The 12497-nt window shown below is 59.6% G+C and carries 14 protein-coding genes; 3 read left to right on the top strand and 11 right to left on the bottom strand.

Annotation, left to right across the window (positions count from 1 at the left end; all coding sequences use genetic code 11):
- Positions 1–15: 15 nt before the first annotated feature.
- The 8 genes from LQ220_RS04950 to LQ220_RS04985 are packed head-to-tail and all read right to left on the bottom strand — an operon-like array spanning position 16 to position 6435.
- Positions 16–1293, bottom strand: coding sequence for an MFS transporter (locus tag LQ220_RS04950; RefSeq protein ID WP_230187145.1), 1278 nt, complete (start codon positions 1291–1293; stop codon positions 16–18).
- Positions 1290–2090, bottom strand: coding sequence for an RNA methyltransferase (locus LQ220_RS04955; RefSeq protein ID WP_230187146.1), 801 nt, complete (start codon positions 2088–2090; stop codon positions 1290–1292). The genes LQ220_RS04950 and LQ220_RS04955 overlap by 4 nt, the downstream gene beginning before the upstream one ends.
- Before the next feature lie 6 nt (positions 2091–2096).
- Complete coding sequence (locus LQ220_RS04960; protein WP_230187147.1) at positions 2097–2369, bottom strand: HPr family phosphocarrier protein; 273 nt, start codon at positions 2367–2369, stop codon at positions 2097–2099.
- A complete protein-coding gene (locus LQ220_RS04965) occupies positions 2366–2770 on the bottom strand; it encodes a PTS sugar transporter subunit IIA (RefSeq protein WP_230187148.1) in 405 nt (134 codons plus the stop codon). The genes LQ220_RS04960 and LQ220_RS04965 overlap by 4 nt, the downstream gene beginning before the upstream one ends.
- Before the next feature lie 25 nt (positions 2771–2795).
- A complete protein-coding gene (rapZ, locus tag LQ220_RS04970; protein WP_230187268.1) occupies positions 2796–3728 on the bottom strand; it encodes an RNase adapter RapZ in 933 nt (310 codons plus the stop codon).
- Positions 3709–4170, bottom strand: coding sequence for an HPr kinase/phosphatase C-terminal domain-containing protein (locus LQ220_RS04975; protein WP_230187149.1), 462 nt, complete (start codon positions 4168–4170; stop codon positions 3709–3711). The genes rapZ and LQ220_RS04975 overlap by 20 nt, the downstream gene beginning before the upstream one ends.
- Positions 4167–5762, bottom strand: coding sequence for an ATP-binding protein (locus tag LQ220_RS04980; protein WP_230187150.1), 1596 nt, complete (start codon positions 5760–5762; stop codon positions 4167–4169). Before LQ220_RS04980 ends, LQ220_RS04975 begins: the two co-directional genes overlap by 4 nt.
- Entirely contained in the window at positions 5731–6435 is a 705-nt protein-coding gene (locus LQ220_RS04985) for a response regulator transcription factor (RefSeq protein WP_230187151.1), read from the bottom strand. The genes LQ220_RS04980 and LQ220_RS04985 overlap by 32 nt, the downstream gene beginning before the upstream one ends.
- A 262-nt stretch (positions 6436–6697) precedes the next feature.
- Between LQ220_RS04985 and LQ220_RS04990 the strand changes: the two genes are divergently transcribed.
- Together LQ220_RS04990 and LQ220_RS04995 are read left to right on the top strand one after the other, a co-directional pair.
- Positions 6698–8293 carry a phosphoenolpyruvate carboxykinase gene (locus LQ220_RS04990; RefSeq protein ID WP_230187152.1) on the top strand — a complete coding sequence of 532 codons (1596 nt, stop codon included), beginning with the start codon at positions 6698–6700 and terminating at the stop codon, positions 8291–8293.
- 116 nt (positions 8294–8409) lie between these two features.
- Positions 8410–8712 carry a hypothetical protein gene (locus LQ220_RS04995; RefSeq protein ID WP_230187153.1) on the top strand — a complete coding sequence of 101 codons (303 nt, stop codon included), beginning with the start codon at positions 8410–8412 and terminating at the stop codon, positions 8710–8712.
- A 3-nt stretch (positions 8713–8715) separates the two neighbouring features.
- Here LQ220_RS04995 and LQ220_RS05000 read toward each other — a convergent pair whose 3' ends face one another.
- Positions 8716–9159, bottom strand: a complete 444-nt coding sequence (locus tag LQ220_RS05000; protein WP_230187154.1) for an NfeD family protein — start codon at positions 9157–9159, stop codon at positions 8716–8718.
- Positions 9156–10133 (bottom strand): SPFH domain-containing protein, encoded by a 978-nt coding sequence (locus tag LQ220_RS05005; RefSeq protein ID WP_230187155.1) that lies wholly within the window; start codon positions 10131–10133, stop codon positions 9156–9158. The genes LQ220_RS05000 and LQ220_RS05005 overlap by 4 nt, the downstream gene beginning before the upstream one ends.
- Before the next feature lie 84 nt (positions 10134–10217).
- Here LQ220_RS05005 and LQ220_RS05010 point away from each other — a divergent pair, with 84 nt between their 5' ends.
- A complete protein-coding gene (locus tag LQ220_RS05010; RefSeq protein WP_230187156.1) occupies positions 10218–11033 on the top strand; it encodes a CoA ester lyase in 816 nt (271 codons plus the stop codon).
- Here the strand turns inward: LQ220_RS05010 and LQ220_RS05015 are convergent.
- Positions 11030–12496: an integral membrane-like protein gene (locus LQ220_RS05015; RefSeq protein WP_230187157.1), complete on the bottom strand. Its 1467-nt coding sequence runs from the start codon at positions 12494–12496 to the stop codon at positions 11030–11032. The two genes, LQ220_RS05010 and LQ220_RS05015, sit on opposite strands and share 4 nt — an antisense overlap.
- Position 12497 lies beyond the last annotated feature (1 nt).

Raw genomic sequence — 12497 nt, forward strand, 5'->3', positions numbered from 1 at the left:
CGGCGGGCAAGAGAGTCAGGCGGCGGGCGCAGTTGTTCCGCCGGGACGCCAGAGGGCCATCAGGCTGATGGCTGCCGCTGCCGACATATATAGGCCGACGAACGCGATACCCTGTGTCGCAACGAGATATTGCGCGACGATGGGGGCCAGTGCGCCGCCGATGATGCCGCCCAGATTGAATCCGAACGAGGCGCCGGTGTAGCGCAATTGTATGGGAAACAGTGCCGGCAGGAACGCGCCGAGCGGGCCATAGACGAAACCCATGAGGAAGAGCGCAAGCGCGAGGATAGAGAAGATAGCGAGCAGCGATCCGCTGCCCATCGCTGCGCCGAAGAGTATGCCCATCGGGATCGTGCCGAGGCATCCGATGATGAGAACCCGGCGCGGGCTGGTCTTGTCCGCCCACCATCCGGCAAGGATGATGCCGAGCGCCATGAACAGGATCGCGCCGAGTTGCAGGCCGAGGAACGTCTCTCGCCCGATCTTGAGCGTCGCGGTGCCAAAACCCAACGCAAAGGCCGTCGCGATGTAGAAAATGGCGAAGCAAGCGACAACAGCGAATGTACCGGCAATGGCGGCGCGCAGGTGATCGCGCAGAAGCGTCGCGAGGGGCAGGGCAGGGGGCGGTGCTTCCGCCATCGCATCTGCAAACTCAGGCGTTTCAGTCAGTTTCAGTCGAACCCAGAGGCCCAATATGACCAGAATGGCGCTGGCGAGGAACGGCAAGCGCCAACCCCAGGCCAGAAACTGATCTTCGGTTAGAAACGCGCCGAGAAGCAGGAACAGGCCATTGGCGGCGATAAAGCCGACAGGCGCACCCAGTTGCGGGAACATCCCGAACCGGGCGCGCCATCCCGGCGGGGCATTCTCCACCGCCAGCAATGCCGCGCCGCCCCATTCGCCGCCAAGACCGAAACCCTGACCGAAACGCAAGATGCAAAGCAGCAAAGGCGCGACCCAGCCGATGGACTGATAGGTCGGCAGAAAGGCGATGAGCAACGTCGATCCGCCCATCAACATCAGGGAATAGACCAGCGTCGACTTGCGCCCGATCCGGTCGCCATAATGCCCGAATACCGCTGCCCCCAGAGGGCGGGCGATGAACGCCAGCGCGAAGCTCGCATAGGCGGCCAGAAGCTGTGCCGATGGAGAAGTCGCGGGAAAGAACAAGGGGCCGAAGACCAAACTGGCGGCCGTAGCGTAGATATAGAAATCGTAAAATTCGACTGCCGTGCCGATCAGGCTCGCCCCAAGCACGCGCTTGTGACGCAGCATCGCAGCTATGCCGCTCATGCCCGGCCCCGCTTCTGGTTCAGCACTTCATAGGCCATGACGGCTGTGGCGACGGCGACATTCAGGCTGTCGGCCTTGCCCAGCATCGGCATTTTTACCAGCAGGTCGCATTGCGCTTCGTAGCTTTCGGGCAAACCCTGCGCTTCATTGCCGACCAGCAGGAAGACGGGCGCTTGGTAAGTCGGACCCTGATAGTCATGCGTCGTATTGAGGCTGGTGCCGACCAGTTGTCCCGGACCTTGCCGCAGCCAAGGGACGAACTCTTCCCATCGCGCCGTCACGATAAGCTGGGTGAAGAGCGCGCCCATGCTGGCGCGCACCGCTTCGACGGAAAAGGGATCGACGCAATCGTCGACCAATATCAGTCCACCTGCGCCCACGGCATCGCCTGTGCGCAAGATCGTGCCAAGATTGCCGGGATCGCGGAGCGATTGCGCGACAATCCAGATATCGGCGGTGGTGCGGTCGATTGCATCCAGCGGCGTCAATCGATCGCGATATACGCCAACGACTGCCTGCGGATTGTCCTTCCCGCTGATTTTCGCGAGAATGTCGGGCGATGTTTCGATCACATCGCCACCGGCCGCCTCCATCGCCGCAATTAGATCCTGTGCGAGCGGATGGTCCGATCCTGCATGGAACAGCATTTCGGGCAGGACGCCCGCATCGCGCGCTTCTGTCAGGATACGAAGGCCTTCTGCCAGGAACAGACCTTCCGCCTTGCGGAACTTCTTTTCCCGCAGGCTGCGTACCCGCTTTACCAGCGGGTTTGAAAAACCGGTGATTTCACGCGCCACGCAAGGTCACTCTTCGCCGAACTTGTCCTCGACGAGGCTGACGAGTTTGCCCAGCGACTCTTCGGCTTCATCCCCTGCGGCGCTGATCACGATGCTGTCGCCCATTGCCGCGCCCAGCATCATGAGGCCCATGATCGACGTGCCGGTGACTTCGGAACCGTCTTTGGCGACGGTGATCTGCGCGGGCAGGGCGCTAGCGATAGTGACGAACTTGGCGCTCGCGCGCGCATGCAATCCCCGGCGGTTGGTGATCAGGACTTCGCGGCTGAACCCGCTCATGATGCACTGCCCAGCAACTCGGACGCTACGCTGATGTATTTCTGGCCCGCTTCGCGCGCTGCCGCCACGGCCATGCGCACGTCCATAGCCTTGCGTGCGCTCTCCAACCGGATCAGCATGGGGAGGTTGACCCCGGCGATCACTTCTATTTCACCAGCCTTCAGCAGCGAAATAGCGAGGTTGGAGGGGGTGCCGCCGAACAGGTCTGTCAGGAGAATGACGCCGTTGCCGTCGTTGACGCGCTCGACGGCCGAAGCGATGTCGGCACGGCGCAATTCCATGTCGTCATCCGGGCCGATGCAGATCGTTTCGATCGCCTGCTGTGGGCCGACCACATGCTCCATCGCTACGACGAATTCCGCCGCCAGCCGACCATGCGTTACCAGAACCAGTCCGATCATAGAATATTGCAGCCCATTTGCGTCATTATGTTTGGTCCGACGCCCCCGGTCGGCGCTTCTCCAGGGCGTCCTGGGGTGCCGATTCCATGTTGCGGTGCGAGACCGTGGGGGAAAATCCCGCCTGACGCAAGGCTGAGGCGACACGTTCCGCCACATGAACCGAACGATGTCTCCCCCCGGTACAGCCAAACGCCACGGTAACATAAGCCTTGCCTTCTTCGCTATAGCGCGGAAGCAAGGTCTTGAGCAGTGCCTCTATCTGGGAAACCGCAGTCTCATAGGCGGGGTCTTGGGCAATATAGGCGGCAACATCCGCATTCTGGCCGGTCTTCGCGCGCAGGTTGTTATCCCAATGTGGGTTGCGCAGAAACCGCATGTCGAAAACCAGGTCGGCATTGCGGGGGAGTCCGCGGGAGAAGCCGAAGGAAAGGATGGTGAGCACCGGATCGGAGAGCCGCTCCCGGCTGTAGCGATTGCGGATTTCCTGTTGCAGGCTGTTACTGTTGAGGGTCGTCGTATCGAGGACGTTGGTCGACCAACGGCGTAGCGGTTCGAGCAATTCGCGTTCGCGTGCGATGCCATCGGCGGCGACCCGGTCTTGCGCCAGAGGGTGCCGCCTGCGCGTTTCGGAAAAGCGGCGTTCCAGTTCGGCACCGCTGCAATCGAGGAACAGGGTCTCTATGTCGTGATCGTGCTTCCCTCGAAGAGCCTTGATGCGTTGCACGATGCCATTGGCATCGAAGCCGCGCGTGCGGGCGTCTATCCCGATGGCCAGCGGACGATCTTCGGCGACATGCCCCTCGGGGAGGGGGGTTTGGAGCAAACTGTCCAGGAGGAGCAGCGGCAGATTGTCCACCACTTCCCAGCCCATATCCTCCAGCGTCTTGAGAGTCGTGGTCTTCCCCGCGCCGGACAGACCGGACACCAGCAATATGTTCTTAGGATTTTGCCGCGCCACCATTTGCCCCTGTTGCCAGCCCAAAGGCCTTGAGTGCAAGCGCGACTTTAGCTGGCGCGCTGGCCTCGAAGGGGGCGATAGCGCACATGGGGATGGATATCCCGGCTATCTCTTTGCTTTCACATGCCTGGGGTAGACGTTCCACCGGAGCAGTTAAATCCAGAATAAGCGCCACCGGAGCGCTTCGACAATAGTCGAAATCCACGATGCCGATACCGCGCACCTCCATTTTGCCGGCAATCGAGGCCGGAGGCGTGGCGATGAGAGTCGTCTCATCGCGGGTGACGACAGTGTAGTCATCGCTCACCAGAACGGCGCCGCCACTTATCAGCCGTAGGGCAAGGTCCGATTTTCCGCTGCCGCTTGGCCCCGTCAGCAGGATCGCACGACCGTTTATGGCAACTGTAGTGGCGTGCAGCGTTTGGCTTGGGCCGTCGCTCATTCCGATGCCATGCCGGGGTCGGCGGCTTGCGCCATCGGCAGATGCACGATGAAGCTCGCGCCCTGCTGCGCATCGTCGCGATCGCCGATGCTGATGCGGCCCTGATGGCCGTCCACGATGCTGCGCGCAATGGCCAGACCCAGGCCGCTATGCTTGCCGAACTGCTCGCCTTCGGGCCGGACGCTGTGAAAGCGGCGGAACACTGTTTCGCGCTCGCTGAGCGGTACACCCGGACCTTCGTCTTCGACGCTCACCAGCACTTCGTCATTGGCGACGGTCGCGACGATCTGGACAAGGCCGCCATCGGGCGAAAAGGAAATCGCGTTATCCAGCAGGTTTTCCAGCACACGGGCCAGCCGCTGTTCTTCGCCCATGACAACAGCAACATCGACGCGGGGGCGTGCAAACGCAATGCGCACATCGCGTTCTATCCCGCGCGTTTCGCGGGCGAGGATGAGCTCTTCGATCATCTTGCCCAGATCCACAGGTTCAAAACGGGTGCGCGACAGTTGTGCATCCACACGGGACGCCTCGGCTATATCGGTGACCAATCGGTCGAGCCGTCGGACGTCATCCTTTGCAATGGCCAGCAACTGCGCCCGCAAGTCTGGTCTATCGATCGTACTCAATCCGTCGAGGGCAGAGCGCAGTGAAGCGATGGGGTTTTTCAGCTCATGGCTGACATCGGCAGCAAAGGCGTCCGTGGCATCGATCCGTTTGCGCAACGCGTGGCTCATGTCCGACAGCGCGCGAGCGAGGAGGCCTATTTCATCGCGCCTGTCGGGCAGACGCGGTACCGTCACTTCGCGCGCACGGCCAAGGCGTACGCGCACGGCAGCCCGCGCCAGCCTGCGCAAGGGGAGAACTATAGTGCGGGCAAGAAAGAGCGAAAGTAACGTCGATCCAAGCAAGGCCGTTGCTAAAACAAAGCCGAGGCGCAGGCGTTCTGCGCGTACGACGCGCGTGATGTCGCGGGCGTTTTCGGTAGCCAACAATGCTTCGCCATTTCGCATGACCACTGCCGCAGACACCATTGGCGTGCGATCGGGCGCGTAGCGGTTCATCGCCTGCCCCTGACCAGAACTGCGCGCCGCTACAAGTTCAGGCCATGCGTCTGCACGGTCGATCGCAGGTTCGGTGAAATAGGGCGTGCGCGGCGCAAAGACTATGCGATCCACGACTTTATCGAGGAACCGTGCCACATGACGCTGCCAATCTTCACTTGCCGGGTCCCGTAATACATAGCGTGGTGGCGCCAGTTTGAAGCTGTCCGTTTCCAGCCTGCCGTCAGCGCTATATTGACGGATGCGACCGTCGTTTTTGCTGGCAAAGGCATTGATCAGACCGTCATGTTGTGCGTCCGGCGTGCTTTCCAGCGCGGTCCCAAGCAGTTGCAGTTCGCTTAGCGACCGCTGCAAACGCTCGTCCACGACACGGGAACGGTAGCTGTCGAGATAGAAAAAGCCGCCTGCCAAAAGCGCGAGCGCAAAGATATTGACCGCCAGAATGCGGCGCGTCAGCGACAGTTGCCCCGACCAGCGGAGCGCCATGTCGCTATGCTCATTCTTCTGAGAATCTGTATCCGGCGCCATATAATGTATCGATAGCGTTGAAATCGGAATCCGCTTCCCGGAATTTCCGGCGCAGGCGTTTGATATGGCTGTCTATGGTGCGATCGTCGACATAGACATCATCCTGATAGGCGGCATCCATCAACTGATTGCGATTTTTGACGACGCCGGGGCGGGCCGCGAGCGTTTCGAGAATCAGGAATTCAGTGACGGTCAGGGTGACGTCATTCCCCTTCCACTTTACGCGATGGCGTGCCGGGTCCATTTCCAACCGACCGCGCACGATAGGTTCGGCGGCAGGTTCGCTGCTCTCCGTAGAAGGGCGAGCAAACTCCGCGCGGCGCAGGATTGCGCGGATGCGGGCGATCAATAAACGCTGGGAGAAGGGTTTGGAGATGTAATCGTCCGCTCCCATGGCCAGTCCCAGTGCTTCGTCCAGCTCGTCATTCTTGCTGGTCAGGAAGATGACCGGCATTGCGCTCTTCTCACGCAGGCGACGAAGCAGCTCGATCCCATCCAGCTTGGGCATCTTGATATCGAATACCGCCAGATCCGCCGGGCTGTCTGTCAGCGCCTTCAGCGCGGCCTCAGAATCGGAATACAGGCGCGTGATGAACCCTTCCGCCTGCAACGCTATGGATACGGACGTCAAAATATTGCGGTCGTCGTCAACCAACGCGATTGTTGCGCTCATTGCATGCGGTCCGGTTGCTGGTTCACGCGCAGGGACTAGACGATGGCGTCGCGAGGAGCAAGGATGTCTGCATGTTCCCCGTCGTGGCGCGGGTATCGCCATGTATCAACTTACATCAATCACAATTGGCCCGATTTGACGGGTAAGGGTCAAAGGCTTATGCGGATTCGCGTAAGCAGGGTAAGCGCCGCCATGCATGGAGCCGCGCGTCCTGCCTTAACGGCCTTTCAGGCTGCCACTACATTGTTTTAGGAGCAAGCGCGTGCAGGCGATATCCTCTGTTACTCTGGAAACCCAGGGCATCCATACTCGTGCAACCCAACACTGGAACCTTGGCACCGCTCCTCTGGTCGAAGATGCGTTGGCCAATGGCGAAGGCATTCTGGCGAAGGATGGCCCGCTGGTCGTCGAGACCGGCAAGCACACCGGTCGTTCCGCCAAGGACAAGTTCATTGTCCGCGATGCAGAAACCGAAAACACGGTGTGGTGGGGCAGCACCAATGTTTCCATGACTCCCGAACATTTCGCTGCGCTCAAGGCAGATTTCATCGCTGCGCTGGGTGAGAAGGAAACGCTGTACGTCGCGGACCTCTTTGGGGGATCGCAGCCGGAATATCGCGTGAATGTGCGCGTCATTAACGAGCTTGCCTGGCACAATCTGTTCATCCGCACGTTGCTGGTCCGTCCCACATCGGACGAACTGGCTGATTTCACGCCGGAATACACCATCATCGACTTGCCGAGCTTCCGCGCCGATCCCGCGCGCCACGGTTGCCGCAGCGAAACAGTGGTAGCGGTCAACTTTACCGAAAAGCTGATCCTTATCGGCGGCACCGCCTATGCCGGCGAAATGAAGAAGTCGGTGTTCGGCATCCTGAATTACCTGCTCCCTGTGCAGGGCGTGATGCCTATGCACTGTTCGGCAAACATCGGTCCGAATGGCGACACGGCCGTATTCTTCGGCCTGTCCGGCACGGGCAAGACCACCTTGTCGGCGGACGCCAGCCGCACGCTGATCGGTGACGACGAGCATGGCTGGTCCGACACGGCGGTCTTCAATTTCGAAGGCGGCTGCTATGCCAAGATGATCAACCTGTCGCCTGAAGCGGAGCCGGAAATTTTTGCGACGACCAAGCGTTTCGGTACGGTTCTGGAAAATGTCGTGATCGACAAGGAAACGCGCGAACTGGACTTCAACGACAACACGCTCGCTGAAAACAGCCGTGGTTCCTATCCGATCGACTTCATTCCCAATGCGTCCAAGGAAAATCTGGGGCCTGTGCCCAAGACGATCATTTTCCTGACAGCCGATGCCTATGGCGTTCTTCCGCCGATTTCGCGGTTGACGCCTGAGCAGGCAATGTACCACTTCCTTTCGGGCTACACCGCTCGCGTGGCAGGCACCGAAATTGGCGTGACCGAGCCGACGGCGACGTTCTCGACCTGCTTTGGCGCGCCCTTCATGCCGCGCCATCCTTCGATCTACGGCAATCTGCTGAAAGAACGCATTGCCAAGGGCGGCGTGACTTGCTGGTTGGTCAACACGGGCTGGACGGGCGGCAAATATGGCGTCGGGAACCGGATGCCGATCCGCGTCACTCGCGCGCTGCTGAATGCAGCGCTTGACGGCAGCCTTAACAGCGTCGCGTTCCGCACCGATCCGAATTTCGGCTTCGAAGTGCCGGTCGCTGTGGCCGGTGTGGATGCCAAGATACTCGATCCGCGTCAGACCTGGGCCAATGGCGAAGAATTTGACGAAACCGCAGCCAAGCTGGTGAAGCAATTCGTCGATAATTTTGCCCAGTTCGAAGATCATGTCGATGCATCGGTACGGGAAGCTGCCCTGACCGCCGCCTGATCCAGACTATCGAAAAACGGACGGCGCATCGGAGGATTGTGTCGTCCGTTTTCGTTTCAGCCCGGCGGCGATGAATGTTATGTACGTCCCGGCTCATTCAACGAGGGAGGCACGCCATGTTCGACGCAATTCTGGGTAATCTTGAGCCCATTGCCGCCAAGATTGGACTGCCGCCCGAACAGGTGAAGGGCATTAGCGACATGCTGGGTGCGAAGATCGGCGGCGGTGCCGACTACGCATCGGCGTTGACGCAGACGGCCAACGAATATGGGCTGCCCGTTGCCAAGCTGGAAGAGATGCTCGCGGCCGCAGGCGGTCCGGAAGCGATCATGGGCAAGCTGACCAGCTTTCTGGATCGCGATGGCGACGGAAATCCTCTGAACGAACTGAGCGGCCTTGCCAAAGGGTTGTTCGGCTAGCTCTTAAAGCGCTTCGACGATCAGCTCGTTGCCGGACACACCGGCGACGCGCATCAGCGTGCCTTCTGCGGTGTCCGCGCCGCGGCAGGACCAGACGCCGTCGCCTACCTTCACGCGGCCATGCCCGCCCCGGATTGCTTCAACGACGGTAACTGTTTCACCGATCAAGCGTGCGGCGCGATCGTTGAGAAGGGGGTCCTGCGACGCGACGGGATTGTTCGCATACCAGCGCCGACCGCCATAAGTGGCGATGATCGAAAGGATCGCGAACAGAATGATCTGCACCGGCAAGCTGATACCTGTCAGCATCGCGATCCCGCCGGTCAGCGCGGCGGCGATCGCAATCCACAGCAGGAACACACCGGGAATGATGATTTCCCCGATGCCGAACACGGCTGCAAGGATCAGCCAGATCCAATAGGAATCAAGCGCTGTCAGATCGATCATGATCCGCTCTGTTCAAGTGGTCCGCGGCGGCGGGGTGTCGGTGTGGGATCGGTGACGGTGGGGGCGGTGCTGCCGAATGTCTCGCGCGCCAGTTCACCGATCCCGCCCAAAGTGCCGATAAGCTGCGTCGCTTCGACCGGGAACAGGATCGTTTTGGCATTTGGCGATGTCGCGAAACCGCTGATAGCCTCGACATATTTCTGGGCGATGAAGTAATTGAGGGCCTGCGGATTGCCCGCCGAAATTGCGTCGGAGACCATCTGTGTCGCTTTGGCTTCCGCCTCGGCTTCGCGTTCGCGCGCCTCAGCATCGCGAAACGCCGCTTCTCGCCGCCCTTCCGCTTGCAAGATCTGGCCTTGCTTCTCGCCCTCCGCGCGCAAGATTTCGGAAGCCCGCATCCCTTCTGCGTCCAGAATGTTGGCACGCTTCTCACGCTCGGCTTTCATCTGCCGGCCCATCGCGTTGACGATATCGGCAGGCGGACGAATGTCCTTCAATTCGACGCGCGTGATCTTCACGCCCCAGCTTCCCGTCGCATGATCGACAACCGAAAGCAGCCGGGCATTTATTTCGTCACGCTTCGATAATGTTTCATCGAGATCCATCGAACCCATGACGGTGCGCAGGTTGGTCGTCGCCAATTGCATGATCGCGACATAGAGTTCGGACACTTCATATGCAGCCTTGGCTGCGTCCAACACCTGAAAAAACACCACGCCGTCCACCGACACCATGGCGTTGTCCTTGGTGATGATTTCCTGGCCGGGAATATCGACCACCTGTTCCATCATGTTGATCTTGCGACCGACATTGTAAAAGAAGGCAGGATAGAAGTTCAGGCCAGGCCGTGCCACTTCGGTAAATCGTCCAAAGCGTTCGATGGTGTATTGATACCCCTGCCGAACGATCTTGATACTGGCCGCGAGATAGATGAAGACGAGCAATGCCGCCGCAAGTGCGAATGTCGTAAGCATGGAATGGATCCCTCCCGGCAATACCGATAGTGGTGACTATGCAGGCAAAGGGTTAATGGGAAAAGTCATTTGAGGGAAAATTCGATGCAACTGTCTTTCGCGCGATCCTTGCTGTTCCTGCCTGCGTCCAATGCGCGCGCAGTGGAAAAGGCGCGTGGGTTGATGTGCGATATGGTGATCCTCGACCTGGAGGACGCTGTTCCGGATGCGCAAAAGGATGCCGCGCGGGATGCTGCAGTGGCGGCCACGCAGATGGGATACCCTGAAAAACTAATGGGAATTCGCATCAACATGGTGGGAACACCGTGGCATGGGGTAGATATGATGGCCGTGAAAGCCAGCGCGGCGGACTATGTCGTGGTGCCGAAAGTCGAAAAGGCCTCGCAGGTGCATGACGTGCGAAGCGTGTGCGAAAAGCCGGTCATCGCGATGATCGAAAGCGCGCTGGGCTTGCTGGCGGCGCGGGACATAGCGGCGCAATCCGGTACTGCGGCCTTGTTCATTGGGGTCAATGATCTGCGTAAGGACTTGGGTATCCCGAGCGGCACGGACCGGCAGGGATTATCGCTGGCTTTGCAGACGGTGGTTCTGGCCGCGCGCGCGTCGGGCAAAGCCGTGTTCGATGGCGTCTATAACCGGCTGGACGATCCTGATGGTCTGGCGGCGGAATGCCGCGAAGGTCGCAATTTCGGGTTTGACGGCAAGACGCTGATCCATCCCGGCCAGGTGGAAATCGCCAACGGCATTTATGGCCCGGACGCGGTCGCGATTGCCGATGCGCATCGCCTCATCGATGCTGCGACCGGGGGTGCCGAGCGCTTTGAAGGCGCAATGATCGAAGCGATGCACGTCGATGCCGCGCGCGCACTTATCGCTCGCGCCGAGGCCTTGAGGGCTTAAGCGGTATTCCTGGGCCTGCGCGCGTACCAAAAGAGCAATGCAGCCAGTAATGTGATCAGGCTCACGATGGCGCCAGCGATCTCCTGCCAGATCCTGACGCGGACGATGCGATAGGTTCCGGGCGTTGCCTGAAAGCGAATGAGCGGACCTGTCGACGGCACGACCTTCCCGTCGCGCTCTACGCGCCAGATCGGAAAAGCTGCACGGCCCAGCGTAACCGCGCCGGCTTTTGGTACTTCGATAACCGACGCTCTCGAAAGCGATTTGTACGCTGTCAGGTCAGGGGCACGCTTGTTGTCGATGGTGCCCTGATACGGAAAGCCATTAGGCAAATATTCGATCGCATCGGGTAGTCGGGGTGTCAGAGCCTCGTAATGCTGCGGCACTTCATAGTGCTTGTGCACCTGCTTCATCAGCAGGACATAAGGTATTATCAGACAGCCAAGTCCCGGCAGGACGAAAAGAAGACGGAGCGGTTTACCCGCCGTGAATACAGCGGTGATTGCGACGAATTCCGTAACGCCTAGCAATCGCCACGGAAATTGCACCTTGTCCAGTGGCGGAATGAGCCAAAGGGGCGGCAGCAATCCGATCGCAGCGATCCCGGTTACAACAGCAATTCCGGTCCATATCGAGCGGGTCGACAAGGATATAAGCAACATACCCAAGCCAATGAGCTGGACATTGCCAAGCGTGGGGTCAGGCCGGTCAAAGATGATCCAGTTGGCAGGTTGATAATAAGGGGACCATAACAGCTTTGTCGTAATATGACCCTGCAACGTCAACGCGGGTAGCAGGTAGAATGCCACCAACCCTATGGCTAACGCTCCAGAAATCGCGGCAGGAATCCAAAGGGATTTGTCTTCTTTCGCGCGCCAAAAAACCAGCGGCGCTATCATGAAGATGCCCGTCAGCACGGCCATCGGCAAATGGGTGAGGAGCAATCCCGCAAAGCTTCCGGTCAGAAGGAAGATGCCATTGCGCGTCGGTAACCGCTCTATCGCCAATGCGATCAGTGGGAACCACAAAAACGCCGTAAGCTCGGCCAAGGCGCCCCGGACGCCCAAATCGAGCAGATGGTAGGGCGCGACGATGTAGCATATCGCTCCTAGTAGCGGGTAAGCGCTGCGACCTTTGAGCCAAAGGTGCATCGTCACGCCAGATGCCAATAGGACGATGAACTCTGCGGCGGTAATGGCCTGCAATGTCGTAAAGCCGATGGCCCCGATCCCGCCGCTCAGCCAATAGGCAAGGGGCGGATAGAAGTAAAAGGTGGGACTTCCCAACCCCTCGAAGCTGTGTGGCAGCCAGCGAGGGTACAGAGTGCCGGCACGAATTGCTTCCGAGAACTGGCTGGTCCAAATATAGTTGTACGTCCCTGAATGCGTGTAGCCTTGGCCGAAAATAAGATTCGGAGCCATCACGACTGCGGTGACGAGGATGAGCCAGAATAACGAACGCATG

Source organism: Sphingobium sp. CECT 9361 (assembly GCF_918741285.1).
Classification (GTDB): Bacteria; Pseudomonadota; Alphaproteobacteria; order Sphingomonadales; family Sphingomonadaceae; genus Sphingobium.

What these genes read in the sequence shown, in the direction of transcription:
- LQ220_RS04950 (WP_230187145.1), bottom strand. Translation starts at nt 1,293, where the DNA reads ATGAGCGGCATAGCTGCGATGCTGCGTCACAAGCGCGTGCTTGGGGCG.
- LQ220_RS04960 (WP_230187147.1), bottom strand. Translation starts at nt 2,369, where the DNA reads ATGAGCGGGTTCAGCCGCGAAGTCCTGATCACCAACCGCCGGGGATTG.
- LQ220_RS04965 (WP_230187148.1), bottom strand. Translation starts at nt 2,770, where the DNA reads ATGATCGGACTGGTTCTGGTAACGCATGGTCGGCTGGCGGCGGAATTC.
- LQ220_RS04975 (WP_230187149.1), bottom strand. Translation starts at nt 4,170, where the DNA reads ATGAGCGACGGCCCAAGCCAAACGCTGCACGCCACTACAGTTGCCATA.
- LQ220_RS04980 (WP_230187150.1), bottom strand. Translation starts at nt 5,762, where the DNA reads ATGGCGCCGGATACAGATTCTCAGAAGAATGAGCATAGCGACATGGCG.
- LQ220_RS04985 (WP_230187151.1), bottom strand. Translation starts at nt 6,435, where the DNA reads ATGAGCGCAACAATCGCGTTGGTTGACGACGACCGCAATATTTTGACG.
- LQ220_RS04995 (WP_230187153.1), top strand. Translation starts at nt 8,410, where the DNA reads ATGTTCGACGCAATTCTGGGTAATCTTGAGCCCATTGCCGCCAAGATT.
- LQ220_RS05000 (WP_230187154.1), bottom strand. Translation starts at nt 9,159, where the DNA reads ATGATCGATCTGACAGCGCTTGATTCCTATTGGATCTGGCTGATCCTT.
- LQ220_RS05005 (WP_230187155.1), bottom strand. Translation starts at nt 10,133, where the DNA reads ATGCTTACGACATTCGCACTTGCGGCGGCATTGCTCGTCTTCATCTAT.
- LQ220_RS05010 (WP_230187156.1), top strand. Translation starts at nt 10,218, where the DNA reads ATGCAACTGTCTTTCGCGCGATCCTTGCTGTTCCTGCCTGCGTCCAAT.
- LQ220_RS05015 (WP_230187157.1), bottom strand. Translation starts at nt 12,496, where the DNA reads ATGCGTTCGTTATTCTGGCTCATCCTCGTCACCGCAGTCGTGATGGCT.